At 52.1% G+C, this 23,713-nt stretch carries 17 protein-coding genes; 6 read left to right on the top strand and 11 right to left on the bottom strand.

The features are described 5' to 3' along the window. The first annotated feature begins 141 nt into the window (after window positions 1-141). Together CA13_RS11780 and CA13_RS11775 are read left to right on the top strand one after the other, a co-directional pair. A complete protein-coding gene (locus tag CA13_RS11780; protein ID WP_146396763.1) occupies window positions 142-642 on the top strand; it encodes a DinB family protein in 501 nt (166 codons plus the stop codon). Window positions 643-659: 17 nt separating this feature from the next. Next, window positions 660-1,766 (top strand): tRNA-queuosine alpha-mannosyltransferase domain-containing protein, encoded by a 1,107-nt coding sequence (locus CA13_RS11775; protein WP_146396760.1) that lies wholly within the window; start codon window positions 660-662, stop codon window positions 1,764-1,766. A gap of 7 nt (window positions 1,767-1,773) precedes the next feature. On the opposite strand, the gene CA13_RS11770 is transcribed toward CA13_RS11775, so the two are convergent. From CA13_RS11770 to CA13_RS11745, 6 genes are all read right to left on the bottom strand, one after another. Beyond that, window positions 1,774-3,291 (bottom strand): NAD(P)/FAD-dependent oxidoreductase, encoded by a 1,518-nt coding sequence (locus CA13_RS11770; RefSeq protein ID WP_419194216.1) that lies wholly within the window; start codon window positions 3,289-3,291, stop codon window positions 1,774-1,776. A 19-nt stretch (window positions 3,292-3,310) separates the two neighbouring features. Next, a complete protein-coding gene (locus CA13_RS11765) occupies window positions 3,311-4,255 on the bottom strand; it encodes an archaeosine biosynthesis radical SAM protein RaSEA (protein WP_419194215.1) in 945 nt (314 codons plus the stop codon). A gap of 8 nt (window positions 4,256-4,263) precedes the next feature. Continuing rightward, a complete protein-coding gene (locus CA13_RS11760; RefSeq protein ID WP_146396754.1) occupies window positions 4,264-5,592 on the bottom strand; it encodes an asparagine synthase-related protein in 1,329 nt (442 codons plus the stop codon). 80 nt (window positions 5,593-5,672) lie between these two features. Beyond that, window positions 5,673-6,905, bottom strand: coding sequence for a hypothetical protein (locus tag CA13_RS11755; protein ID WP_419194214.1), 1,233 nt, complete (start codon window positions 6,903-6,905; stop codon window positions 5,673-5,675). 314 nt (window positions 6,906-7,219) lie between these two features. Beyond that, complete coding sequence (locus CA13_RS11750) at window positions 7,220-8,677, bottom strand: sigma-54-dependent transcriptional regulator (protein WP_146396751.1); 1,458 nt, start codon at window positions 8,675-8,677, stop codon at window positions 7,220-7,222. Between the two features lie 145 nt (window positions 8,678-8,822). Then, window positions 8,823-10,406, bottom strand: coding sequence for a HEAT repeat domain-containing protein (locus tag CA13_RS11745; protein WP_146396747.1), 1,584 nt, complete (start codon window positions 10,404-10,406; stop codon window positions 8,823-8,825). A 244-nt stretch (window positions 10,407-10,650) separates the two neighbouring features. Here CA13_RS11745 and metG point away from each other — a divergent pair, with 244 nt between their 5' ends. Genes metG through CA13_RS11730 form a run of 3 tightly spaced genes read left to right on the top strand, consistent with a single transcriptional unit; the run spans window position 10,651 to window position 14,120 of the window. Further along, window positions 10,651-12,705 (top strand): methionine--tRNA ligase, encoded by a 2,055-nt coding sequence (metG, locus tag CA13_RS11740; protein ID WP_146396744.1) that lies wholly within the window; start codon window positions 10,651-10,653, stop codon window positions 12,703-12,705. A 6-nt stretch (window positions 12,706-12,711) separates the two neighbouring features. Beyond that, window positions 12,712-13,563: an alpha/beta hydrolase gene (locus CA13_RS11735; protein WP_146396741.1), complete on the top strand. Its 852-nt coding sequence runs from the start codon at window positions 12,712-12,714 to the stop codon at window positions 13,561-13,563. A 26-nt stretch (window positions 13,564-13,589) separates the two neighbouring features. Further along, window positions 13,590-14,120, top strand: coding sequence for a GNAT family N-acetyltransferase (locus tag CA13_RS11730; RefSeq protein WP_146396738.1), 531 nt, complete (start codon window positions 13,590-13,592; stop codon window positions 14,118-14,120). Here CA13_RS11730 and CA13_RS11725 read toward each other — a convergent pair whose 3' ends face one another. From CA13_RS11725 to CA13_RS11710, 4 genes are all read right to left on the bottom strand, one after another. Continuing rightward, window positions 14,121-15,800 carry an FAD-dependent oxidoreductase gene (locus tag CA13_RS11725; protein ID WP_146396735.1) on the bottom strand — a complete coding sequence of 560 codons (1,680 nt, stop codon included), beginning with the start codon at window positions 15,798-15,800 and terminating at the stop codon, window positions 14,121-14,123. A 337-nt stretch (window positions 15,801-16,137) separates the two neighbouring features. After that, window positions 16,138-16,890: a hypothetical protein gene (locus CA13_RS11720; protein WP_146396732.1), complete on the bottom strand. Its 753-nt coding sequence runs from the start codon at window positions 16,888-16,890 to the stop codon at window positions 16,138-16,140. 228 nt (window positions 16,891-17,118) lie between these two features. Then, window positions 17,119-18,081 (bottom strand): mechanosensitive ion channel family protein, encoded by a 963-nt coding sequence (locus CA13_RS11715; protein ID WP_146396727.1) that lies wholly within the window; start codon window positions 18,079-18,081, stop codon window positions 17,119-17,121. 247 nt (window positions 18,082-18,328) lie between these two features. Beyond that, the gene (locus tag CA13_RS11710; protein ID WP_419194213.1) at window positions 18,329-19,270 is read right to left on the bottom strand and encodes a sugar phosphate isomerase/epimerase family protein; all 942 of its coding nucleotides are present in this window, start codon (window positions 19,268-19,270) and stop codon (window positions 18,329-18,331) included. 176 nt (window positions 19,271-19,446) lie between these two features. Here CA13_RS11710 and CA13_RS11705 point away from each other — a divergent pair, with 176 nt between their 5' ends. Next, window positions 19,447-21,180: a vWA domain-containing protein gene (locus CA13_RS11705; RefSeq protein WP_146396724.1), complete on the top strand. Its 1,734-nt coding sequence runs from the start codon at window positions 19,447-19,449 to the stop codon at window positions 21,178-21,180. A gap of 70 nt (window positions 21,181-21,250) precedes the next feature. Here CA13_RS11705 and pnp read toward each other — a convergent pair whose 3' ends face one another. Beyond that, window positions 21,251-23,566 carry a polyribonucleotide nucleotidyltransferase gene (gene pnp / locus CA13_RS11700; protein WP_146396721.1) on the bottom strand — a complete coding sequence of 772 codons (2,316 nt, stop codon included), beginning with the start codon at window positions 23,564-23,566 and terminating at the stop codon, window positions 21,251-21,253. Window positions 23,567-23,713: the final 147 nt, after the last annotated feature.

Genomic DNA, 23,713 nt, shown 5'->3' with positions numbered 1-23,713 from the left:
CTCGTCCGTCACTTCGAAACGAAGCGTCACGAGACCCGCCTTTCAATTCCATATCTGCTTCGAGGAGTTGCCCGCAGATTGGCGATTGCTTTTGCGTTATGATGGCGGCACCCTTTTCCTTTTTTCTTTTTGGATTCACCGATGACTTACGCAGAGACAATTCTTCCAGAGTTTGACCAAGAGATGGCGAGCACTCGCAAAGTGCTCGAATCATTGTCCGATGATAAATTCGATTGGAAGCCGCATCCAAAATCAAACACAATCGGATGGAATGCGAATCACCTAGCTGAAATCCCAGGTTGGGTTGAAGGAACACTGAGCCAAGCGGAATGGGATATCGAAGGCTACGAAACGCCCACGCTGACTTCGCGAGACGAAATCCTTGCAGCGTTTGACAAGAACGTCGCATCCGCACACGCGGCGATAGAAAAAGTCGACGATGATGCAATGGCGTTTGTATGGTCGCTGACGAAGAGCGGCGTACCGTTAATGACGATGCCTCGTTCGGTGGTTATTCGATCGTTCGTGATGAATCACTTAATCCACCATCGCGCGATCCTTTGCGTCTATTTGCGACTCAACGACATTCCGGTCCCTGGTATGTACGGACCATCGGGCGATGAACCGCCGATGCAGGCGTAACGAAGAGCGTATTCAATATGCACTTTCTGTTTATCGAACCTTATTACGGCGGAAGCCATCGCGTTTTCGCCGATTCTGTGGTCCGGCATAGCCAACACCAATGGACATTGATGACGGGAAAGCCGGTACATTGGAAATGGCGAATGCGTTCATCGGCATTGGACTTTGCGAAGCAGGCGGATCGGGGTGCGAGTGAGGAGAGTCCTTGGGATGCCCTGGTTTGTTCGTCGATGCTCGATTTGCCAACATGGCGTGGTTTAACGAAACGAGTTGAGCTGAGTTGCTTGCCGACGGCGGTATATTTTCATGAGAACCAATGGATGTATCCCGATTCCCCCGATGCAAGAAGCGATCATCATTACGGTTACACTAACTTGCTAACTGCCATTGCCGCGGATGGTTGTCTTTTCAATTCGCGTTTTCACCTCGACGGGTTTCTCGACGCGGCGAAGTCCTTTGTTCGTCGGATGCCCGATTCAGTCGCGATTCATGATTTCGATTCTCTGAAAGAAAAAAGTCAGGTGATCGCACCTGGGTTCGATCCATGGACGATCAAGCGACAACAAGCGAATCAAGCTGGAACGACGCTGCGCATCGGCTGGGTGGCCCGCTGGGAATACGACAAACGCCCCGACCGATTTGTTGAATTTTTGAGGCTTTTGGATCGCGCCGGTGTGGAATTTAACCTCGTTTTACTCGGCAAACGTGGCAACCATGATGCGCCCGCGTTAACACAAATTCGCCAACATTTTGGTAACCGAATACTGTTTGACGACTTTGTCGAATCGGTGGACGAATACCGCAGTTGGCTTGAGCAAGTCGATTTCGTTGTTTCCACCGCAGACCACGAATTCTTTGGCATCGCCGTTTGTGAAGCAATCTGGGCCGGTGCCGTACCTGTCCTGCCGAATCGATTGAGTTACCTCGATTGGGCCGATGACGAATTTCGCTATGAGACGCTCGGCGAGGCTGTCAGTATCGTTCAGCGCTTAGCCGATTGGCAACAACGCGAACAGGCCGCGCAAAGAGCTCGCCAACGAATCGCTACTTTACAGACTCCCAATATCGTGACCATGTTCGATAAGTCGATGGAGGTGATGGCAGGGAAGCCAAACAAACCGTAGGGCCGTGCTACTTTGCGGCCGTCCGATGGTACATGTTTTGGATCGGTGGATCGAAAAGCCCAACTTGGTTGATAGGTTGGATCGTCATGCGAATCGTCTCAATGAAGGATTCGATTACCGAATGGTCTTTGATGCGGTCGCTTGCTTGGATCGAACGCAACTCATCCGTAAGCCCGCCCACTCGATCGCGAATGTCGGTTTGATCAGCTCCCAGGAAACCGGTGGGACGATCCGCCGATTGTGAGAAAAGTCGCTCGTAAGTCGTCACGACGGCAAAGTAGATCATGCTCCACGCATTGAACAATCGGAAATCTCGAAGCCCGACATAGCACCCCCATACCAAACGGTCGATCGTTTCAAATTCTTGCAGCACCGTATCGGAGTAGTGTCGAAGTGAGTCGCCCCGACTTTCGTTTGTTTCATTCAGCAAGATCTGGGCGATACGTTCGACTCCGCTTAGCGAGTGGGCAATCCCCGTGCTGTGCATCGGATCAATAAACCCGGTCGTGAACGGCATCGCTACCCAATCCTCACCCGCAGCAACGGAGGCTAGTCGCTGCAATCGTGGTGTGCGAAAGACTTTCCCTGGGAACGCACAGATGTTTGCATCGCTCATCCATTCATTGATGACAGGATGATCTCTCAACACTCCCTGCCAATCCGTTTGTTGAGCAATCGAAACGTCCCTATCCGATTCGGATTCGTCGAATACAAAACCAACACTGGTGCGACCATTTGCGAATTGCAAATGCCATAGCCAACCATCGCGGAACAAATGGTGTACCGCCGAATCCTCGGCTCGATACGGATAGTCATTGAGTGCTGCACCGCGGGCAGCAAGCCAATCGGTTAGTGGAGTCAAGTTTTCCCAGTGGCTGTAGATCGCCGATGATTTCGTCATGAACCGATCCGAAATATCCTGGATCCCTAGTCTCTTTGCTAGGCAACGTCCACTACCGGTTGCATCGACAATCATCGGCGCCGCAAGCTGACTCGTTCCCTGTTCACTTTGGATGTTCACTCGCCAATCATTCGGTGCGGCACGGCGAATCGATTCAATCTCGGTTTGCTCCATCATCGTGACACCGTATTTTCGAGCCACATCAGCGAAAAACTGATCGACATCGGCTCGATACCATTGGGTGTCAGCGACTTCATTCGACACACTGGCGGCAACCAGCAATTCATCACGATGATTACTTGTCGCTTCAAAGCCGCCGCTACGACCATGATCGAAATAGCTGAATCCCCGTTTACAACCGCACAGGATCTCGGGATGCGTTTTTCGCCATGAACCGAATCGAACCAAGGGTTGCAATTCCTCGATTCCGAATTGTGTCACGATGTGCTGAAGCAAAAAATCGGCTGCGGGAGTTGATGATTCGCCGATCGTGAACCGTGGATGTTTGTCACGATCGACAACCGCGATGCTCATTCCGCGTTTGGATAATAGCGTCCCCAAAAGACTACCGGCAAAGCCAGCACCGAGAATGATGACGTCAAAAACTTTAGATTGCGAACTCATTGTGTTCATCACTGCAACGTTAACAATGCGGGCACTCGATCGGTTCGAGTACCGTTTGTGTAAGATTCATTTGCCGCAGTCTCTCGACGCGTCGACTTCGGCAGTGGTCGCAGAGAAAGAAACGCTCGCAATCCCACAAGTCGATAAAGACGCGACCTGATTTTCGTTGAAGTCCCAACTCGGCGACCGTTTCAAGAGAAGCACTCGTTGGAAGCGAGAACTTGCCTTGCGAGACCAATGTTTCCATCATTCCGTTACCCGATCGAGTGGGGATCACCGAACAGCAACTGACTCCTCGATCCAGTGCATAATCGATTGAACGCAACGTCCAGTCGATCGCTTCATCCTTAGTCAAGTAAGGCAAGCTTTGCAGCAGAAACACGCGAGTGCGAATGTCGAGGTCGTGCAGTCGCCTGAGTGCTGAGTCAAAATCACTCAGTTGCATGCCTTTATTGAGGGTCTGCAACAATTCCGGGTGACATGTTTCGAGGCCGATTGCTATTTCCAGTTGTGCAGGGGCAATAAGATCGCGAAAGGTTTCGCAGGCATCGGAGCACAGTTTGGGGTGATTCTCGACAATCACCGTATCAAAGCCACGAACCAATGTTGCTATCTCTGCATAATCTTCTGGGGGAATCGCCTTTCGGTCAAAGAAGCTGCCACTGTTGTAGAGTTTGACCTCGCGAGCAGCCGGTAATTGATCCAATGCAAATTGGATTTGTCCGGGGATATCACCCTCCGCAACCGTTTCGGTGAGCGTGTTTTTCCAGAGATCGCACATCAAACAACGAAAAGGGCATTCTCGATTCGTTAGAAAGATGGTCGCAACATCGATCACTTCACCCGATGCGTTGCGTTCGGGTTCAACCAGCATCGCGTAAGGCTGCTTTGGCGATACGTCGATGCGATCGCCGCGCAAGCTAGCGATCTCGCTATCTGTGAATTGGGGAAACTGATCCGTCATGGAATTGATCAACCATACAATCGTGTGAATTCAGCCCGATATTCCGATTCGGATTGGGGAAACAGAGACTCGAAATCTTGTTTCGATGTGATTCCGTGTTGAAATCGACGTTTGGGGAATACGGGCATATCGATTTCCGTGACTGCCTTGATGCCTCGCCCTACGATTTCACCTTTTAATGCGTAAAGTTTGTCGTGTTGCCAATCCGTCAATTCGATAAAAGGGATACTTTCGGCGACTTCGATCACACTTGGCAGCGCGTAAGGACTAAAGCCAACGAATCCAAAATGGTGCCCCGGTGCGTAAGTGCGAACATGCCCGCGGCTTTGGCCGCCCGAATAGGTTTTAGAATGCTTGACCGCATCGACGCCCCAACCTTCTTGGTACAACATCAAGTTGTTCAAAACGCTACGGATCGTTAGTTCTGGATTGTCTTCGATCGGGTAGTCCTTCAAATTTTCGTCCCCACCGTCTCCGTCAACTAAATATTTCCAATCTGGATAACGCTCGCGGATTGCTTCGCACAATGCGTAACCCATCGTTGCGGATTGAATGTCGAGCGGCTTGTAATCTTCCACCGCCGCAATCGCTTTGCGATAGTCGATCGCCGAAACAGGTACATCTATCGTTTCGAGGAATATTTCCAGCCCCAATTTCTTGAGAAACTCGCGTGATTGTTCCGCATCCGCTCCGTCGCCATCGACTGCGAGCGTAAACGCTTTGAGCCGGCTTGGTGATTCCCCTCGCTGCAATAGTAAATGGTACAACACCAAGAAAACTGACCCGCTATCGATCCCGCCCGAAAACATCACTCCGATCGGTTCTTTGGGGTCAATTGTGTCGAGCCAACGATCGCATTGCTGAGCCAATTTGCTGATATAAGTGGTGCCGATCACATCCAAATCGGGCGGCAAGCTATTTTGCTTCGGAGTTAAGAAACGTTGGTAGCCTGGGTTGGGGTCAGGGCAACCGATTAGATGCAGTTCGAAAAGGTAGTGGGCGGGAACCATCCGTGTGTACGAGGGATGGAATTGGTCATCGAGCCCCTCTGATTCGAGGAACGCTTTGATTTCGTCAATCCGCTCTGCCACCACAAGACAGGGACCTTCGCTTCGTTTGGCGAGAAAAAATCGCATCGGGCGAGCGATCGACCGCGCCATCCGTACCACTTTGTCCTTTTTATGGATCAGTGCAAATTGGCCTTCGATTTGAGCAATTTGTTGGGGGTCGCCACTACCCACCGCCTCGGTGGCATCCTCGACGGACATGTTGAAAACTTGGTTCGCTTCGGGATCGAGCAAATTGACTAGGCGATCGATGTATTGGTGATTCGTCATGGCAAAAATCTTAGCTGCGAGAAACGAAGAAGATCAACGATGGGAGTATCGCACAGCCGAGGCGAAAGAAAAAGCCTTGCTCATTCCGATGTGGAATGCCCGTCAAATAATTCGGGTTTTTGCTCGTGAAGGATTTCAAGGATTGCTTGCCGCGTTTCGGGCGGTATGTGCGAGTAGGCATCCGGCGCATCCCGGTTTTCAAGAATGCTGCGCAGCTTCACAATCGTTTTTGTGCGTACCGCAGCGGGCAATTGATCAAACGCATCGCTGTCAATTAAAAAACTACAGGGATACCGAAACAGCCTTGTTCGCAGATCAAGATCGCGAAGCGAGCGTCCTTTGGAATCGCGTTTACCCGACTCGGAAAACTGATTCGCAAATGTACTTGTACCGTTGACAGAGCTCGTCAATGGAAACTCGCCGAGCATCAATAAATGCTTCACGACATTTTCAGCTGCTCGGTCGAGCCGCCGCTTCGTTGACTCGCTCTGGTAGTCAGCGGGACGCTCTAACAATTCGTTCATTTGCTTCGCTTGCTCTAGTGCCGTTCGCGTTTCGAAGCTGGCGGCTGCGATCGCGTTATGCATTTGGGTTTGGTGTTCAAGCACCATCAATGCGACCACATCACTGTGTTGACTTAGGTAAGGCTTGACATTGAACCGCCCGGAAAGGTCATGGTTGTTTGCTCCCGCTTCTCGGTCAACTTTGGCGTCGGAATCTTTGCCGGTGGCGATCTCGTTACCCATGTGTCTCATCTCGCCGTGCGAGCCGGTCACGTACCAACCGCCCCAGCGATCTTCGAATTTGCTGGTGTAATCGGTCAAAAACGTGCCGCTTCCGAATTTTGGATAGCCACGTTCGTCGACAAACATACTCCGTACGAGATATCCTGGCACATCTTGCGTCCGGCTGGATGCATGGCACGTCAGGCACTGCCCGCGATCACGGACTAATCGTGGTGATTCGTTTGGCGATTGCTCGATGGTGTAGAAAATCGCACCTTGTTGTGGATCGGTCGCCGCGATTTCTATGACATCGCCTTCTTGGCACCATCCCACGTATGTATCGTCGTTGAAATACAAAGCGCGAGGCGTTTTGGGAGAGATTCGATGCAATTGAAGGCTGGTTTTGGAAAACACCAACGTTTGTGAACTGACGGGAATCGCCAACGCCTCGAGCACGGATCTCAAGTAGCCATGACTGTCTTCCCAAACCAACGATGCTTCGTTGGCACGTAGTTTTTTGCTCAATAGAGCAGCGCGATCGTGCACCGGAGTGTCGTTGTAAAGAATCGGCGCCTTTTCAAAATTCATTGATTGGGCATAGGCAGAAACATCTGCAATCAACAAGCAAAGGCAAGCGAACAAGCACGCCAAACCGGCCATGCGGAATGCCGGCTGGTGAAAACCAAGTACGTTCGCAGTATGCGGATGACAGATTCCAAATGGAATCCTTCTCTTGGAATCATGTCTTGAAATACGCAAATCCTCTATTCCAATCACGCTTGTTGAAAAATCGTGGTTTGACAACCAATGATACCCTTTGACTTTCAACCGCGTGCTGCTTAGTTGCGGCCCACATCATTCAAACACGTCATTACTCGCACAGGTTGGCAATCGAAGACGCACTAATCAAAGACATCGGCGACAATCGAGGATGACTCATTATCGCTCGAAGACGCGGTCTGTCCAGTCAAGTGGTAGCGTTCAAGCAAGCGATAGAGTTTTCGACGATGAATTCCAAGCACTCTCGCACTCTTGGCTTTGTTGCCGTTCTCTCGATCGAGAATATACAAGATGTGGTCTTTGGCAATGTCATCGAGGCGATCGCTTGTGTCATCGCCTACCCCATGCCGATGTGAAATGCCTTCACCGTCATGCTTTCGGTCGTGATGAGTCAATTCACGTGGCAAATCGTCGAGCGTGATTTCATCGTTGTCCGCTAGAATCGTCGCGCGTTGGATGACATTGATTAGCTCGCGTACGTTGCCTGGCCAAGGATGTTCGTTCATCGCATGGCGCGCCGCAGCATCAATCGACCAACCGTCGGGCATAAAGTAATCAATCAATTGATCCACATCACTGACATGGTTGCGCAGTGGTGGCAAGTCGATTGGCAACACATTGACGCGATAGAAAAGATCTTCGCGGAATGAACCGTTTTGCACATCCTCGGACAAGTCACGGTTGGTCGCGGCGATTACTCGCACATTCACCTTGCGTTCCTTATGAGAGCCAATTCGCCGCATCGAACCATCTTCGAGCACTCGGAGCAATTTCGGCTGAAGCGACAACGGCATCTCACCGAGTTCATCAATAAACAACGTGCCACCGCTAGCCACTTCGAATAGTCCTGGTTTGTCGGCTGTCGCGCCGGTGAAGGAGCCTTTTTGGTGGCCGAACAATTCGCTTTCCACAAGCGTCTCGGGCAACGCGGCACAATTGATTGTGACGAACGGATTGTGCGACAAGTGACTTGCCCGCCAAATCGACTTGGCAACAACCTCTTTGCCCGTCCCACTTTCGCCTGTAATCAAGACTGGCTTATCGGTTGGGGCAATCCGTTCGATCCATTTCGCGACCCGTTTCATTTCCGGTGAATCGCCGACAAGCCTTGCTACGGTCTGGTTTCGCGACAAAATCGCTTTGAGTTGTTGGTTTTCTCGACGCAGCAAGCTGCGTTCGTGCGCCAACGCGCAATGGTGTTCAAGCTCTCCCAGTGGGCATGGCTTGGTCAAGTAATCACTTGCCCCCATTTTCATCGCTTGGACCGCCGATTCGATCGTTCCTTGGCCCGTCAAAATGACCACTTCTAAATCAATGTTGTCGCCTCGGATTCGTTGAAGCAATTCGATTCCCGACATCCCGGGCATATTCAAGTCGATCACTCCGACATCGAAATCATGTCGTTGGCAAATCGCTAATGCTTCTGCACCGCTGGCCGCAGCAACCACATGGTGACCTTTGCGTTGCATCCACCTTGCGCAGGAATCACGAAAGTCGTGGTCGTCTTCAACTAGCAGAATCGAGATCGGTTTTTCCATCACATTCGCCTCATAGTTACCCACGTTTGTCCAACGGGACATGACAGGCAGTGATTGGGATGCAGACCGAGTGCCAAAGTCACGTTAATCCTATAATAACCAATTTCCAGGTGTCCACGCATTGATAAACGGGCAAATCCGCACACCAAAGCTCGCTAATGCGTGCGGAACGGCGCGCCGGTAGCGTTTAAGTATCGGAAGTAGGGTTATCTTCGAATGTCGGATCTTCTTCGAATGTTGGATTAAACGTGCGAAGCATTTTGCGTCCTTTGTATAGATTGAACGCATCACCGGGCGTCAACGGTCGCATTCGACCTGCGGTGGGTTGGTCGATCGTTTCGAGCGCATCGGTGACAACGATGCAAGCGGTCCCATCACGGACCGCCGTCAACACACCCGCTTGTTCGTCGAGGAAAAAGCCTAACAGTTCCGGTTTGATCTCTTCGTATCCCAATTGATCGAGGTGCTTTTCGTAAATCGCCATTGCTCTTTTTTGTGCGACGTTGAACTGGTCTGCTGCAACCGTGAAAATTTCAGAATGCTCGGCATGCCATCCCGCGTAGATTGCGTAGATATCTTCGACTGGCAAATCGGCGACATCGGTGGACAATGCAAAGACAACCGGCCCGGTGATGCCGACGTTGCTATATTTTTTGTCGCCAAAGCTGTATTCGAACCGAACCAAGTGGACATCGATTCGGTCATTGAAGCTAGGCCAAAGCATCCGCCGCGATTCGATCACTTCGACTGCGGTTGGTGGAACCCCCATTTGTTGTGGTTGGGTTAACCAAAGGGCCATTTCCGCTTCGGCAGTCGCGGTGTCACTTCGCATCGCTTCATCAACTGAATCGCCCAACCCAAGTTCATCGGCATAGTGAATCGCCCGAAGCCGAGCCGCGGGATCAGCCGTTAGTTCAAGCAGACGTTTCTTGCCCAGATCATCATCCAATTTTGCCAATGCACCGGCTGCTTCGCATTGCACTCGGCGGTGTTTCAAATCAACGGTTTGGTTTAATTTTCCAATCGACGAAGGATCTCCGATCAATCCAACTGTATCACACAACGATACCGCTAATGCGACAGCCTCGCCTAACATGGCCTGGACAGTTTCCACATCGTCGCCAAATTCTCGCGGGTTTTCTTCAAATTTTCCAAGCCGGTTACTTACTTCACCAAGCAACATGTTCAGCATGTCAAGCTTTTCGGCAGCCGGATGTGGTGAGATGCCCCGGCTACGGACCAAATAGTTTGCGAGGTCTAACGTGGAAGCTGCGAGAGAAGGGTGCTGTAATGATTCGAGTAAACGAGGGAAGACCCAACCCATTTGCCAATCGGCGTGTTGCATCAGGGGGCTGATCGCTTGGGCTGCCTCCATCCACTTTTGCGGAGGCGACTCGATCAATCGCTGTACCATGATGGACAACGACACGTCGGATCGAATCATGGCCAAAAGATGCAGCAGCAGATAGGCGTTTGGCGTTTCGCTAGGCAAGCATTGGAGCAGTTTATCGATCTGAGTTGAATCGAGTTTCAGAAGCGATTGGCCTTCGGACTCTACCGCCTGGTCCATGATTAACTTATGAATTAGATGTAGCAGACCTCCCAAAATCGCTCTGTCGGATCGGCCAACGATGCCGGGGCCCTTGCAGAGTTCGTCAATGAGGTCGGCGCCGGTGTGTTGACCACTTTCGGCGATCTCGCGAAGCCGCCAACCTGCTGCAACGGGATCCGCGTCTGGGCCTAACAAGGAGGCGAGTGTGTCGTTTTCCAAGGGATTGGCCCATTCGTTAGGGAGTTTTTAGTTGGTTCAAAAGGAAACTTTAACGGCAATTCACGATTTTTGACACACCCAAAGCGAACCCGTGGGCGGCTGCAAAGCGTCGGGTTGTGAATCTTTCTACCGGATCGTCCAATTTCGAATTCAAGGCTACAATTCCCCTTTTGCGGGCCGATCCGGCCGTGTTTTTGGACACATACTGAGTTCCTTTACGCCAAATTACCCCCTGATTATCTAGATGACACGTCGAATTCTCGTCACCAGCGCCCTGCCATACGCCAATGGTCCGATCCATATTGGCCACTTGGTCGAGTACATCCAGACTGACATTTGGGTCCGGTTCCAAAAATTGCGTGGCAATCGCTGTATCTACGTTTGTGCCGACGATACTCACGGCACGGCAATCATGATCCGCGCTCGCAAAGAAGGCCGCAGCGAGGAAGCGTTGATCGCGGCAATGAGTGAGTCCCACCAACGCGATTTTGACGGTTTTGGAATCCAATTTGACAATTACGGCAGCACCCACAGCGACGAGAACCGCACCATCTGTGCCAAGATTTGGCAATCGCTGCGCGACAAGGATCTGATCGCTGAGCGTCCGGTAGAGCAATTGTATGACCCCGAAGCGGAAACCTTCTTGGCTGACCGTTTTGTTCGCGGGACCTGTCCTAAATGCGGCCGCACCGATCAACCGGGTGACAATTGCGTTTGCGGACATACCTATAGCCCCACCGATTTGATCGATCCCAAAAGTACGCTTAGCGGTGCAACGCCAATCCTGCGTGAATCGACACACCTGTTTGTCGAACTTGAAAAGCTGCATGGCTTTCTGGCCGATTGGATTGACACCAGTGATGCGCTTCAAAGCGAGACGGCTAATTATTTGAAAGGCCATTTCTTGGCCAACGAGCTTCGCGATTGGGACATTAGTCGACCGGGACCGTACTTTGGTTTCGAAATTCCCGATTCACCCGGCAATTTTTGGTACGTCTGGTTCGACGCGCCGATTGGCTACATCGCAAGCACTCAACAATGGTGCGATTCGAACGGTGAAAAGCTTGAAGATTGGTGGAACAGTGATTCGTGTGAAATCCACCACTTCATTGGCAAAGACATCACTTACTTCCACACTTTGTTTTGGCCGGGGATGCTCGAGTCAGCCGGGTTCCGTTTGCCAACCAAAGTCCGCATTCACGGTTTCTTGACCGTTGCCGGTGAAAAGATGAGCAAGTCGACCGGCACACTGGTTTCTGCTGAAACGTACTTGAAGTATTCAAATCCATCTTATTTGCGGTATTTCTACGCAACGAAGTTAACACCACGCGTCGAAGACTTGGATTTGGGGATCGACGAGTTTACGGAAAAGGTCAACAGTGATTTGGTCGGCAAAGTCGTCAATTTAGCAAGCCGCGTGGGCAAATTTGCGAGCACGACTGGATTGTCCAAACAGTACCCTGACGACGGTGGTTTGTTCGCAGCGGCAGCCAAAGCCGGAGACGAAATCGCGGCTGCCTACGAAGCGTGTGACTTCAGCCGGGCGATGCGGCGAATCATGGAGCTTGCCGACGCAGCAAATCCGTTTGTCGAACACGCCAAACCGTGGGAAATGAAGAAAGATGCTGAGAGACAAGGCGAGTTGCAAGACGTTTGCACTGTAGCTCTTAATTTGTTCCGCCAACTCGCGATTTACATTGCACCGGTTTTGCCTGATTTGGCAAAACAATGCGGGGATCTATTGGGTTCCCCGATTACTTCGTGGGATCAAAGTAAAACGCCCCTTGTCGGTATTCCTGTTGCAAAATTTCAACGTATGATGGACCGAGTTCAATCCAAGGATTTAAAGAAGATGATCGACGAAAGCAAAGAATTAGCCGCAGCCGATGCGGCGCAAGATAACGCGTCCCCAACGAACGATGCCGCGTTCAACGACAGCGACCAACCGCTGAAGGATGAGCCGATCGCAGATGAAATTTCAATCGACGAATTCGCGAAAGTCGACTTGCGAGTCGCACGCGTGGTATCGGCTGAGCATGTTCCCGAAGCGAACAAATTACTGAAATTGACACTGAGTCTCGGTGGTGACGAGCGGCGGCAAGTTTTTGCTGGAATCAAGGCGGCTTACGATCCTGAGAAATTGGTTGGCCGATTGGTAGTGATGGCCGCCAACTTGAAACCTCGCAAAATGCGGTTTGGTTTGAGCGAAGGGATGGTCACTGCAGCTGGACCGGGTGGCGAGGAAGTGTTTATCCTTGGCGTCGATGAAGGTGCACAGCCGGGACAACGGGTTCACTAGGGAATCATGCCTCGCCGACCTATCCATCGTTTTCGAAGCTATCTGCTCGACCGACTTGTGCTGCGTCCTTCGCGTGATCCACTTGATTGTGGAATACAGCGTCGGGTGATGATGACGTCGAAGCAAGGACCGCTGGAAACCTTCTTTCGTCAAAGTGATCCGACGAGAGAGCGGCCTGATTTATTGGTCCTCAAATTCCCCGGAACGGCAGGCCGCGCCGAGCGTGCGACTGCATTCCCGACCGAATACCTTAGCCCCGCTCAGAATGTTCATCTTTGGACATGGAACCCACCCGGTTATGGACGAAGCGCCGGGCGAGCGACCCTAAGAGGAATCGCAAAGGCAGCACTCGAATTTCATCGCCAAGTCACCGAGAAATATGCGGAAGAACAAGGCGAAGGAGTGCCGCCAATTTGGCTCAGCGGAAATAGCCTGGGGTGCGTCACGGCGCTACATGTCGCGGCGGCATCCGATCAAAAAGCATACGGGTTGCTGTTGCGAAATCCGCCACCCATCGATCTCGTCGTTCGCCGGATTGCAAAAAACTATCCGCTAGGCGCGTTGGTCAATCCGGTTACGGACCAATTGACCCCCGCGATGAACGCAATCCATACGGCCGAGAAAGTAACGGGGCCTGGATTGTTCCTGCAAAGCGAACGTGACACCTTGGTGCCTCCCGCGATGCAGCAATTGATCCGTAATGTCTATGCTGGGCCGCAGCGAATGGTCGAACTTAGGGGGCTCAGTCACGACGGATTGATTGATGAAGAGCACCAAGCCAGTGTGCGCGAGGCTGTTGAGTGGCTATGGAAACGAACAAGGGTAACGGGGCAATGCCACTCTCGTAGTGGTGCCTAGCCCATTCATGCATTAATGGAAACGCGATGCAAACTACCAATTCGCAAACCGCTGAACCGGCGATTCAAATTCGGCAAGCAACACCACAAGATGGCGAACAGGTTGCGGCGATCTACAATCATTACATTGAAATTGGCAGTGCGACGTTTGATGGTGCACATCAAACGACGAGTGCAATTTCAGCAAGGATCAAGGCACCCGTTCCTGATGGGTGGTACGTCGCCGAACGCGTGAAGGCGCTCGGCGACGCGATCGATGGATGGGCTTGTGCGCGCCGCTATAGCGAGCGGTACGGGTACCGGTTTTCATGCGAAACGGCAATTTATCTGCGGCCCGAAGCGGTTGCGCGTGGGGCTGCGGATTTATTGCAGGCAAGAATCGATCGCCATTGCCGTACCTGCAATCTGCATCACGCGGTCGCAAGGATTATCGCTACCAACGATCGCAGTATGCGATTCCATTATCGGCACGGATACGAAATGGTCGGTATCCAAAAGGAAATCGGCCGAATGAACGGGCGCTGGGTTGATGTGGCGATTCTGCAAAAAGTATTTTAGTTAACTCTTCTTCTTGGCTCGGTTATAAACGGTCGCTCCGCCGGAGAGATTCTTGACGCTGAAACCCCTCTGATGCAAAATCCGTGTGGCAATATGACCGCGAACTCCAACGGCGCATGCCACGACGGTTTCGGCGCTCTCGTCCAATTCACTCATCCGGTCTCGAAGTTCGTCCACCGGAATGTGGATCGCATCTTTCACCCCGGTAAGCGGTGCTTTTTCAATTTCGCCGCTAGTACGAACATCGACCACTTGCTTGCCGGTTAGGTCCGCGTCGAACTCGTAGAAATCACTGATACCGTCAAGTTGGTTGCAGGCTGCAAACGCTGCCATATGAACGGGGTCTTTCGCTGATCCAAAAGGCGGTGCGTAACACAAATCGATTCCCGTCAATTGGCGAACCGTTCCACCGAAATGCATCGCCGTTGCGATAATGTCAATCCGCTTGTCAACACCTTCGCCACCGACTGCTTGAGCACCAAGAATCTTCTCGGTCTTGGGATCGTAAACTAATTTCAAGGTCATCATTTCGGCGCCTGGGAAATAGCCGGCATGATTCTTAGCGATGATCGTTACGCTGTTGGCCGCCATCCCAAGGCGTTTGGCAAAGCTACGCGTTAAACCGGTGCTCGCTGCACTGCATCCAAAGACTCGTACAACGGAAGTACCCTGCACTGCGGGCATGGGATCGGATTCATCGGTTGCCGCATGCTGGCCAGCCAATCGACCCGCTCGGTTCGCGGGTCCGGCCAATGCAACTCGCATTCTTTTTCCAGTCGGCCCGTAAACGTATTCGCAAGCGTCTCCGGCTGCATAAATATCAGGATCGCTAGTCTGCATGTAGTCATTCGTCACAATCCCACCGGTTTCGCCAATCTTAAGGCCGGCGTCAGCGGCCAATTTTGTGTTCGGGCGAACGCCAATGCCTAAGATGACCAAATCCGTGTCGATCTTCGTTCGGTCACCTAAAACGACCGCGGTCGCACGGTTGTTTTCATCGGTGACAATCTCGGTCACCCCACGTCCTAAAAACAGCGACACTCCTTTGGCGACCGATTCAGCAGCGATTGGCTCAGCCATTTCCGAATCCAGAAGCGGTAGTACTTGCGGCTGCAATTCCACCAATGACGTTTCAATGTCACGCAAAACCAGCTGCTCGACCATTTCAAGGCCAACGTACCCGGCACCGACGACGACCGTTTTTGATGTCGACTCGGCATCGACAATTCTCTTGATCCGATCCATGTCGTCGAGGTTGCGCAAGGTCAGCACATTCGATGCGTTCGCACCCGGAATCGGTGGATGAATCGGCGATGCACCAGGGGCAAGGATCAATTTATCGTATTGGATCCAAAGCGTTTCTTTGGAGTCTCCGCGACGCACTTCCACGCGTTTGTTTGGCCGGTCAACCGCGATCACTTCATGATGGGTTCGCACATCGAGGCGAAAGCGGCGACGGAGAAATTCCGACGATGCTACCACCAAAGCAGACCGATCGGCGATTTCGCCACCAATATGGTAGGGCAGCCCACAATTGGCGAACGAGACATCCCCGTCCTTTTCCAGCAGGATAATCTCGGCCTCTTCATTCATCCGCCGTGCCCGTGTGGCAGCCGAAGCCCCACCGGCGACGCCACCCACTACCACAATTGTCCGTCGATCACTTTTTTGTGTAACCATTTTTGCTCGTCCTGTAGTTATTTGAATCTGCCTTGTGGCATCTTCGGTGCTTAATCTTAAACAAACGAAGGCCTTTGGCCGATATATCGCTATGTTTTGATATATCGATCCAATCGCTTTTTGGGAATCCCACCCGCCAAGAATTCGGTGGCGGTGCAATGTTTTGTCCCGGCCGAAGTTGGGCCTGCGCGTATCCTCTCACTATCGAGGCTTTTGGGTGTCGGGTCGTCCGTGATCGCGTGGGTCCTTCGCCAAAAATCGACTGTCACATCAGCAACATCCCCTCGGTGGTTTGTCTTGGGTGGTTTGTCTTGGGGGAAAGATGGCAAACCGCAGGCTAGCGTGGTTTGGACCGCAAGATGTCACGAGTGTCCCAAACCAATTGCATTACTTGTTCGGGACGAGGATCCGGTGCGACGTAGGTGAAGTAGTCATTGTCGATGCCCAACAATCGTCGTCGTTGGTTCGACACGCCGGGGTCGACGTCCAAGAAACTCTCGGCTAACTCATAATCACGGTCCCATAGAACCGCATCGGTTAAGCTTTCGATGAGTCTTTCCCAATGTTCCAAATCGTCCGAATCGATGGCTGGCAATCCGAACGGTTCCGAGTCCATATCATCTTCGGAGATATCGTTGAACTCCAATTGATTCCGTTCCGTTTGCTCTTCATTGTCAGGGATCTGATTGAGCGAAAGATAGGCGGCTAAGACCAGCATTCGCCATCGCAGCGAGTCGGTCTGCAGGCCTTCAATGGGGTTTTCACTATACAAATCAATCTCGATTGCCAATTGGTCGCGAACCTCAATATAGAGCGCCGCTATGGCCGCTTCCGTGGCCGCCGATAAGGACAATGTCTTTTCAGTTTCGGTCAACAAGTATCGTGCCACATCGTGTAGCAACCCAACGCGTTGCGACGCGGTTAAAACGTCGTACACGGCGATGCCCGATTGGCACTCTGGTGGCATGATCGATTCATCCTCTTCGTCTAGATGAACCAACAACGCATCAATCATTGTGTCAATTGCCAAACTGACCAACGATGCTTCACTCGAGATTAAAGTGCGATCCCCTCGGCTGGTGTGCCACATACCGCGACTACCTCCTTCGTCGGATGTTGCCTACGGTGCTTCAAAAAGAATAAACGAAGCAGCCATGAAGCGAAAAAAAAGATGACGACAATTTTTTAGATCGTCGCCATCTTAATCGCTAATGAAGTCGCTAGGTTGTTGGTTTTTCAAAAAAACTGAGCCAGCAATCGTAAGTCGTTTGCTGCGTGAGACCTAAGTTGATTTCGTAACGTTTTTTGGCTTGGTAAATCAGGAGACTTGGGAGAGTGATTCGGGATCCGTGCCACTGCGTATTGGACGAATCCGAGGACGTTGGAACAGAGCTTCATCTGTGGCGTCGGCGCGACGCAAATGAACGTCCATTTGTGGGTAGGGAATTCCAATATCCGCAGCGTCAAGTTGCATTTTGACTTCACGAATCAAACCTTCTTTTAGCCGGAAAAAGTCCTTCGATGGAACCCACATTCGCACCAACCAATCGACGCTACTGGCACCGAGGTTGCTAAGGACCACTGCCGAACCTCGGCCTTCACCTTGGACCATTTCTTGATCGAATTGATGGACGGCTGCTTCAAGTGTCGCACGAGTCGCATCGATCGAAGCAGCGTAGTCAACACCCACTGGTACTTCGACGCGTCGATGCGGATGGTGGCTGATGTTTTCAATGGTGCCGCCTGATATGGAACTGTTAGGAACAATGATGCGGCGATTGTCAGGCGTATCGAGCGTCGTTGTGAATAGATCGATTTCGTTGACTTTCCCAACGACACCTGCTGCATTGACCACGTCGCCAACTTTGAAGGGGCGGAAAACCAACATCAAGACACCCGATGCAAAATTGCTGAGCGTGCCTTGGAAAGCAAGACCAACTGCAAAGCCCGCCGCAGCCAACATCGCTGCAAGTCCACCAAGGGGGGCGCCCATCTTGGATAAAACGGCACCGACGACAGCGAACATGATGCAGTAGAAAACAATCTTGCCGACAAATTTGCCAAGCGTCTCGTCAACGCGGCGACAGACCGGTTTGCTGATCACGCGAGACAAGTAGCTGGCGACCAAATAGCCAATGAAAATGATGCCAAGGCCGAGCGCTGCTAGCAACAGCTGAGGGACCAAATGCAACGTTGCATAATTGGCGATACTTGCCACGTCGCCTTCGCCGTTGGTGAATTGATTGATCAACTGCTGGGTTGCATCACCGAACGACGTCATTGGTGTATCTGGGTTGCTTGGTGCAGTACTGGATGCTGCGTTGATTATGGGTTGGGTGCTATCAGCCACAAAGGAATCCTTTCACGAATTTGAATGTCAAACTTCAAAATGCCACAAACTGTGATCAACCACATGGGTGCGACAATTGTGTGGTATAGAAAACGACACTACCACGAGTAAAGGGGAACTTGTGAGACAACGAAAATGATGTCGTGAAACACGTCGATGTATCCACTTGAATGCCTATTCAGCTGCTGGCTTGGGCAACGACGGCTTTTGATTTTTCGAGACCTTCACGGGCGACATCCAAAGCGGCACGTTCCCAGTACTCGGGATTGAATAGTTCCAAAGAAAACGTGCCACAAAAACCGTTGTTCAACAGCTGGCGAATGATTGGCACCAATGGGCAAACGCCGTCGCCGGGGAAGACGCGGTCCTTGTCGTTGATTTGGCTTGGCGGCATCTCAGGATAGTCATTGATATGAAAGCAGTGCATCCGTGATGCTTCGATCATGCCCAAGGCGGCGAAGTCGTTTCCACCTTTGTAGATATGATAAAAATCGGGTAGTACGCAGGCGCTGGGGTGTTCGGTCGCAGTGGCAACGTAAACCAATTCTGCAAGCTTGCTAATCGTTGGCGAGAATCCCCAAAGTTCTAGCTGAGGCACGACGCCCGTTTCATCGCTGAGTTCAAGTAGTGCGCGAAGTCGACGTGCAATGGTCGCAAGTGGAGGTGAGGTTGCGCCACTCATGTGAGCGCCGATAGGTGGTGCAGCGATGAGGTTTCCGCCGATTTCCTTGACCATCTCCATGTCGCGACGAGCCTCCTTCAGACCTTCTGCGCGCTGGTCTTCATCGTCGACAATCCATTTAGCGAAACCGATAGCGCTTGAGACCTTCAATCCAGAGTCTTCAATTTGTTTGCGCAGGTCGGATAAGTCACCACCAGCCTGTACATAGCTGACCAGATCGCGAATCCAAGGCTCGATCCCATCGTAACCCGCTTGGGAGGCAACATCGATCTGCTCGGTGATCGACAAGTTTTGTCCGCGAATGGTCGACGCGTTCAACGAAAACTGAACCGGGAAGGATGACGGAATCCCCGCGGCTTCGGCATCGATTTCGGTCACCAGCGCAAGGCCCATCGAAGAGGCACAGCCGAGCCCCAGAAATTGGCGACGATTTGTCATGAGACACCTAAGTTGAGAAAAATGGATGGATAATCGAGGAATTCGACAGCCTAGCATGAAATGCTGGGAGCCATCAATTCACACAAACCAGCCAATATTTTAGTTGCCAAGTCTCAAATATTCCGCACAATAGGCAAAGTAGATTTTTGTCCATCGACCAATTGTCTCAGGAAACAATGACACGCGATTCTCTCGAATCGAAATTGTCGGATGCCAAAGCCAGCCTCGATGCTGGTGTCGGTGACGGTCTGCAATCAGGATCGTCCGAAGAGAGAATGCAAAGCATTCTGGACGAACGATCGGCACTTGAGCTTGAGTTGGTTCGCGTCCGTCGCGCCGGCGATGCCGCTCGGCTCGACGCGCAGGCGGCGGAGTTGGAATTGCGAATCCGCACGCTGACAACCCGGATTGCCGCTAAAGATAGCAGCGTTCGGTTGGATCCGAAGGTTCGGGCGGAAATTCAAAACGACGCCTTTACCGCATTGCGAATTGACTCGGCGCATGGACAAACGGGGGCACCACGTCGTTTTAGTGATTGGGACGAACTTCGCACGCTCCAACAGAGATTGGCTGAGACGCAGCAGCGAACTTCCGAATTCCAAGCGGAGGTTGGTAGCGACGTTGGCATACAGGAACGCGTTACCCGATTCGACTCGTCACAACCCTCGGTAGCGTCCCCCCATTTTGCGGCGTTTGAATCGACGGATTCACCGTCGATTGCCACGTCCGCACAAGACGGGCCAGTGAACGATGGGCCAGTGAACGACGGGCCAGTGAACGACGGGCCAGTGAACGACGGGCCTGTGAACGACGGGCCAGAAGTTCACGATCAGCTTTCTGTCGCGACCAAGGAATCATGCGAGGAGCCATCCGAGACGCCTGCTGATGAGACACCCGATGAAAGGGAACCAGCGTTCGAACTTTTTGCGCCGCGCACTGTTCCCGAAGAGGTCGGCGAAGTCGAGCTAGCGGTTCCAGAGGAGAACGCTGAAAACGATGATCGACCCAAGCGGCGGCCAGCTGCATGGATCGCTAGCGCAATCGTTCATGTGGGCATTCTTCTTGTGTTGGGACTCATTACCTTACAGACGCAAAGTCCACGGGATCAGGTTGCATTATCAGCATCCGCAACGTCGGAATCAGACATGTCGATGGAAACCTTCTCGATCGAATCGACGGAGCCGGAAACCGAACAAACTGAACCAACCGAGAGTGTTGTCGAGAATGAACTGACGCCCCTTGGTGAAGTCGTTGTTGCCTACGCTGATACGGCTGCATCGAACCCGCCGCCGAGTCCGCTCAGTTCGATGATGCGTAAGTCATCCGATGCGGCGTCGACGCTAATGAGTAAACCATCGAACTCCGATGCAAAGATGCAATTTTGTGGCGTCGATGGTGGTGGCAACCATTTTGTCTATCTGGTCGACAGCAGTCAAAGCATGGGCGACGCCTTCCAATCCGCTCGGTTGGAATTGTTGCGATCAATCAACCAGTTGAAGCCGGATCAAAAGTTCTACGTTATTTTCTATGACTCGAATCCCGACTACATGCGTCTGAGCAGTCCTGACAAGGATGAACAGAGAAGTGTTTATGCGACACCGCAGAACAAAGCGGCTCTGCAGCGTTGGGCGATGAGCATTAAGCCAAACCGCGGAAAGAACCCGAACGTGCTATTGGAGTTTGCGTTACAACTAAAGGCCGACGCGATTTTCTTGTTGTCCGACGGCGAATTTCCACAGTCAACCGAGGACCTTTTGAAGGAAAGGAACCGCAAACGCAATCTGTTTGGCGAAGGTGGCATCATCAGCATCATCCACACGATTGCATACTACAGCCGCGATGGCGAAACTCGAATGAAGCGAATCGCCGCTCAAAACCAAGGCCAATATCGCTATATTGCCAAGCCATAGAAATCACAAAAAAACGTGCCGTTCTATTGGGAACGACACGTTTGGATTGATCAACTAATTTGGCTCGCTATCAGTCGCGGTAACGACCTCCGCCGCCTCCGCCACTTGAGCGGCCGCCACGATCTCCTCCTCGGTCACCGCCGCGACCTCGGCCTCCTCGGTCGCCACCGCCACCGCCACCGCCACCACGACGTCGGCGTGGGCGATCATCGCCATCGCCTCCCTCTCGGTCGCCGCCACGGTCATCGCCGTCGCCTTCCACTGCGGCCGCCATTTCGTCTTCAACGCCTAACTCTTCAAGTGCTCGGCGGCGACTTAGTTTAACGCGATCATGTTCGTCGACGTCGATCACTAAGACCTTCATTGGATCGCCAACGGCAACCACTTTGTCGATGCTGCTGATGTAACCGCTGCTCAATTCGCTAATGTGACAAAGTCCATCGCGACCGGGAAGAATTTCAACAAACGCACCAAAGTCCTTGATGCTGCTGACAACGCCGTCGTAGATCTTTCCGATTTGAACCGTTGCGGTGCAAGCTTCGACTTGACGCATCGCTTCGGCAGCGGCTTCCTTGTTGGTGCTGGCGACCAAAACGGTGCCGTCGTCATCCACTTCGATCACGCAACCGGTCGTTTCTTGGATACTGCGAATGTTCTTTCCGCCTGGTCCGATCAACGCACCGATCTTATCGGCGGCGATCTTCGTACGAAGCAGTCGTGGTGCCGATGGTGCGGTTTCGCGACGTGGACGTTGGATTGTCGTCAACATCTTGCGAAGGATCTCGATACGAGCTTCACGCGATTGTTGAAGCGTTGCGCGAATCACTTCGTCGCTGATGCCGGTGACCTTCAAGTCCAATTGGATGCCGGTAATCCCGTTTTGGGTTCCTGCAATCTTAAAGTCCATGTCGCCGAAGTGATCTTCGGTCCCCAGAATGTCAGTCAACAAGGTGAAATTTTCACCGCTGGCATCTTGAACCAAACCGACCGAGATACCGGCAACAGGGTTGCTAATCGGAACGCCAGCGGCCATCAAGCCCAAGGTCGCACCGCAAACCGAAGCCATCGAGCTACTGCCGTTGGATTCCAAGATGTCACTGATCACACGGATCGTGTAGGGGAAATCTTCCGCAGCAGGCAGCACGGGTGCAACGCTTCGTTCGGCCAAACAGCCGTGACCGATTTCGCGACGTCCAGGGCCACGGATCGGACGACATTCACCAACCGAGAACGAGGGGAAGTTGTAATCGAGCATGAACTTCTTGCTGTACTCTTCTTGAAGTCCGTCGACGCGTTGCTCGTCACGTGCGGTTCCCAGCGTGACGGTGATCAATGCTTGGGTCTCACCACGTTGGAACAAAGCCGAACCGTGAACGCGTGGCAATAGGTCGGTTTCGCAGTAGATCGATCGCAGGCTCTTGCCATCGCGGCCGTCCGGACGAGTACCGGCGAGGATCAAGTCGCGAATGACTTTTTCTTCCAAGTCGTGCCAAACGCTCTTAAAGCGATTCACTTCAATTGCGCCGTCAGCGTTCGGATCAGGGATCACGTCGCCCATTGCGCGATCACGAAGGGCTCGAACAGCGTCAGCCCGATCTTGTTTCCCAGCAGTTTGCTGGGCATCGCGGAATTGATCGTAGTAGGCGTCGTTAAGACGCTGCATCAATCCATCGTCAGGAGCAGCAACATATTCCTTTTTCTGCGGTTGAACTTTTTGATAGAGTTCATCTTGCAGGTCGATGATTTCGCGAATCGTTTGATGGGCAAAATGAATCGCATCCATCATGTCATCTTCGGTCATCTCGTTGGCAAAGCCTTCGATCATTGCGACCTTTTCACGCGAACCACTGACAATCATGTCGAGTTCGCTTTCTTCGAGGTCTTCGAAAGTCGGGAATGCGATCAATTCGCCATTAACCTTGCCGACTCGAACCGAGGCAACCGGACCGTGGAACGGCATCGAGCTAATGTGCAATGCTGCACCCGCACCGTTCATGGCCAAAATGTCGCCGTCGTTTTGCATGTCGCTTGCCATGACAAACGCTTGCACTTGCACTTCGTCTTTGAAACCGGTTGGGAACAATGGACGAATCGGGCGATCCATCAATCGAGCGCTGAGGGTTTCCTTGGTGCTCGGCCGGCCTTCTCGCTTAAGAAAACCGCCGGGGAATTTACCTGCTGCCGCTAGACGCTCGCGGTAATCACATGTCAGCGGGAAAAAATCGAGTCCTGGTCTTGGGTCACTCGTTGCGGTGGCGACCAACACGGTCGTTTCACCATACTGCACAATTACCGAACCGGCAGCTTGTTTGGCCAATTGGCCTGTTTCGAACGACAATACGCTGCGTCCGATTTGTTTTTCAACACGAATTTTGTTTACGGTCACTTTTAAATTACCTTCCTTCAACCAACTACATTATCAATTACAACACAAAGAAATCACGCGAATCCCAAAAACTGCGTGGGAATAAGACGCGGGATAGACACACTACAAGCAAGGCAGCTTGCCGATTGAGAAGAGAGAGAAACGGTG

Source organism: Novipirellula herctigrandis, assembly GCA_007859835.1.
Lineage (GTDB): Bacteria > Planctomycetota > Planctomycetia > Pirellulales > Pirellulaceae > Novipirellula_A > Novipirellula_A herctigrandis.
This window is presented reverse-complemented; position numbering and strand designations above follow the sequence as displayed.

Excerpts from the sequence above, each read along its gene's own strand:
- CA13_RS11715 (WP_146396727.1), bottom strand. The coding sequence starts at position 18,081 with ATGACGTCGTTCGGTGATGCAACCCAGCAGTTGATCAATCAATTCACC.
- CA13_RS11730 (WP_146396738.1), top strand. The coding sequence starts at position 13,590 with ATGCAAACTACCAATTCGCAAACCGCTGAACCGGCGATTCAAATTCGG.
- CA13_RS11770 (WP_419194216.1), bottom strand. The coding sequence starts at position 3,291 with ATGAGTTCGCAATCTAAAGTTTTTGACGTCATCATTCTCGGTGCTGGC.
- CA13_RS11750 (WP_146396751.1), bottom strand. The coding sequence starts at position 8,677 with ATGTCCCGTTGGACAAACGTGGGTAACTATGAGGCGAATGTGATGGAA.
- CA13_RS11705 (WP_146396724.1), top strand. The coding sequence starts at position 19,447 with ATGACACGCGATTCTCTCGAATCGAAATTGTCGGATGCCAAAGCCAGC.
- CA13_RS11755 (WP_419194214.1), bottom strand. The coding sequence starts at position 6,905 with ATGAATTTTGAAAAGGCGCCGATTCTTTACAACGACACTCCGGTGCAC.
- CA13_RS11780 (WP_146396763.1), top strand. The coding sequence starts at position 142 with ATGACTTACGCAGAGACAATTCTTCCAGAGTTTGACCAAGAGATGGCG.
- CA13_RS11765 (WP_419194215.1), bottom strand. The coding sequence starts at position 4,255 with ATGACGGATCAGTTTCCCCAATTCACAGATAGCGAGATCGCTAGCTTG.
- CA13_RS11725 (WP_146396735.1), bottom strand. The coding sequence starts at position 15,800 with ATGGTTACACAAAAAAGTGATCGACGGACAATTGTGGTAGTGGGTGGC.
- CA13_RS11710 (WP_419194213.1), bottom strand. The coding sequence starts at position 19,270 with ATGACAAATCGTCGCCAATTTCTGGGGCTCGGCTGTGCCTCTTCGATG.
- CA13_RS11735 (WP_146396741.1), top strand. The coding sequence starts at position 12,712 with ATGCCTCGCCGACCTATCCATCGTTTTCGAAGCTATCTGCTCGACCGA.
- CA13_RS11760 (WP_146396754.1), bottom strand. The coding sequence starts at position 5,592 with ATGACGAATCACCAATACATCGATCGCCTAGTCAATTTGCTCGATCCC.
- CA13_RS11720 (WP_146396732.1), bottom strand. The coding sequence starts at position 16,890 with ATGTGGCACACCAGCCGAGGGGATCGCACTTTAATCTCGAGTGAAGCA.
- metG (WP_146396744.1), top strand. The coding sequence starts at position 10,651 with ATGACACGTCGAATTCTCGTCACCAGCGCCCTGCCATACGCCAATGGT.
- CA13_RS11775 (WP_146396760.1), top strand. The coding sequence starts at position 660 with ATGCACTTTCTGTTTATCGAACCTTATTACGGCGGAAGCCATCGCGTT.